This window comes from Methylosinus sp. R-45379 (assembly GCF_001644125.1).
In the GTDB taxonomy this organism is placed as follows: domain Bacteria; phylum Pseudomonadota; class Alphaproteobacteria; order Rhizobiales; family Beijerinckiaceae; genus Methylosinus.
The window spans coordinates 1-1,691 of sequence record NZ_LUUM01000141.1; the positions used below are offsets into that span (position 1 = coordinate 1).

2 protein-coding genes are annotated in these 1,691 nt (G+C 57.0%); both read right to left on the minus strand.

The window, feature by feature from the left end; genetic code table 11:
- A partial coding sequence (repB, locus tag A1351_RS07045) for a plasmid partitioning protein RepB (RefSeq protein WP_083967199.1) occupies positions 1-505 on the minus strand: 505 nt, incomplete at its 3' end.
- A 78-nt stretch (positions 506-583) separates the two neighbouring features.
- A partial coding sequence (gene repA / locus A1351_RS07050; RefSeq protein WP_064032614.1) for a plasmid partitioning protein RepA occupies positions 584-1,691 on the minus strand: 1,108 nt, incomplete at its 5' end.

Sequence of the window (1,691 nt, forward strand, 5' to 3'; positions counted from 1 at the left end):
GCCCCATATCGAGGAGCTTCTGGGCGAACAGCGCCTTTTCGATGAACGACAAATTTGCTCGTGCGGTATTCTCCTGACCTTGCGCGATAATATGCGCGATATCCTCCAGGTTCTTGATCACCGCGCGTACAGGAATACCCAGTTCTTTGGCGACGCGCGCGCGACGGTGGCCAAACACGATCATGAATCGACCCTTGCTCTGCGGATGAGGCCGCACAAGAATCGGCGTCGATTGTCCGTGCTCCCTGATCGCTTCGCGCAGATCGGCGAAATCAGCATCGTCGTCTTCGATGCGATCCGCGACAAATGAGCGATCTAGAAGTGAGACATCGAGTTCGACGACTGTTTCCCCGGCGAGCATTTTCTTCGCGTTCTCGGCCATCTCATCGATCGAAAGCATCATCGAACGAGACGCTCCGCGAAGCGCATAATCATGCCGCGCGGCAACATCGGCCTTCGGCGTCTCCGCCCCCGTGATAGTCGCCAAGAGGTTCTTACGGGCCATATCAGGCTCCTCTCCCTTGCGCTAATCTCTTGAGGAATTTAGCGGTTCGGCAATTCTGCACGGCTGTCAAAATGAAGATCATCTCCGCCCCCACGCTTGATGGACGAGCGCTGCGATCTCCTCATTGACCGCATTCAACGCCTCCAATGCGCGGTCATATGTTGCGCGCGTGAATTGGGCGCGCTCGACCTCGTACAGCGTCTGATTGGTGATCCCCGCGTCCGAAATAGCGGTCGATTTCACCATCGGGCTTTTGAGCATCTGTTTTGGAAACAGCGATTGCATGAAACCGACCATTTGCGCCTGCGGGCCATCGGTCGGCTCGTAGCGCGTGACGAGATACCGAAACCATTTGAGGCGGACATCGGCTCCGGCTCCGCTGATCGACTGAAGAACGCCGCCCAGCATCAACAAAAATTGGCTCATCGACATGACGTCCAGCATCTGAGGATGGATGGTGATGAGAACGGCGGTGGAAGCCGCCAATGCGGTCAAGGTGAGATAGCCGAGCTGCGGGGGGCAATCGATCACCACGACGTCATAATCGTGATCGACCTCCTTCAGTGCGTCGGTGATCCGGGTGAAGAACATCCGCCCCTCGGCCGAGGATTTGTCGGAAGCGGCGAGAGGCGTTTCATATTCGTATTCCTGCAGTTCCAAATTCGCAGGAATGATGTCGAGCCCGGGGAAATTGGTACGCCGAACGACCTCGGAAATCGGCTTCTTCGAGCCATCGTAACGTAGGGCCTCGTAGAGTGACGGATTCCGATCGAGCTCGGGCTGAATACCGTGAAGCGCGGATAGGGAGGCCTGTGGATCGAGGTCAATTGCGAGCACGCGATGGCCGGTGAGAGCGAGGTGCTGGGCCAGATGAGCCGCCGTCGTGGTCTTTCCGCTGCCGCCTTTGAAATTGACGACGGCGATGACTTGGAGTTCTTCCCCCCCACGTCGATGCGGCACATATTTTTTGTAATCGGCTCGCCCGTGACGATCGAGATACTGCCGCAACTCTAACATTTGCTCAGCCGTGTAGCTCCTACGTCCAGACGCCGAGGTGGCGGGAGTAGGGCCCTTGCCTTCGAGATGGAGCTTCTTAATGTTAGATGACGTCACGCCCAGAAAATATGCAGCCTCCGCCAAGGAAAAGGAGCGAAGGCTCTTAACGGCGTCGGGCGGATAATGCTCT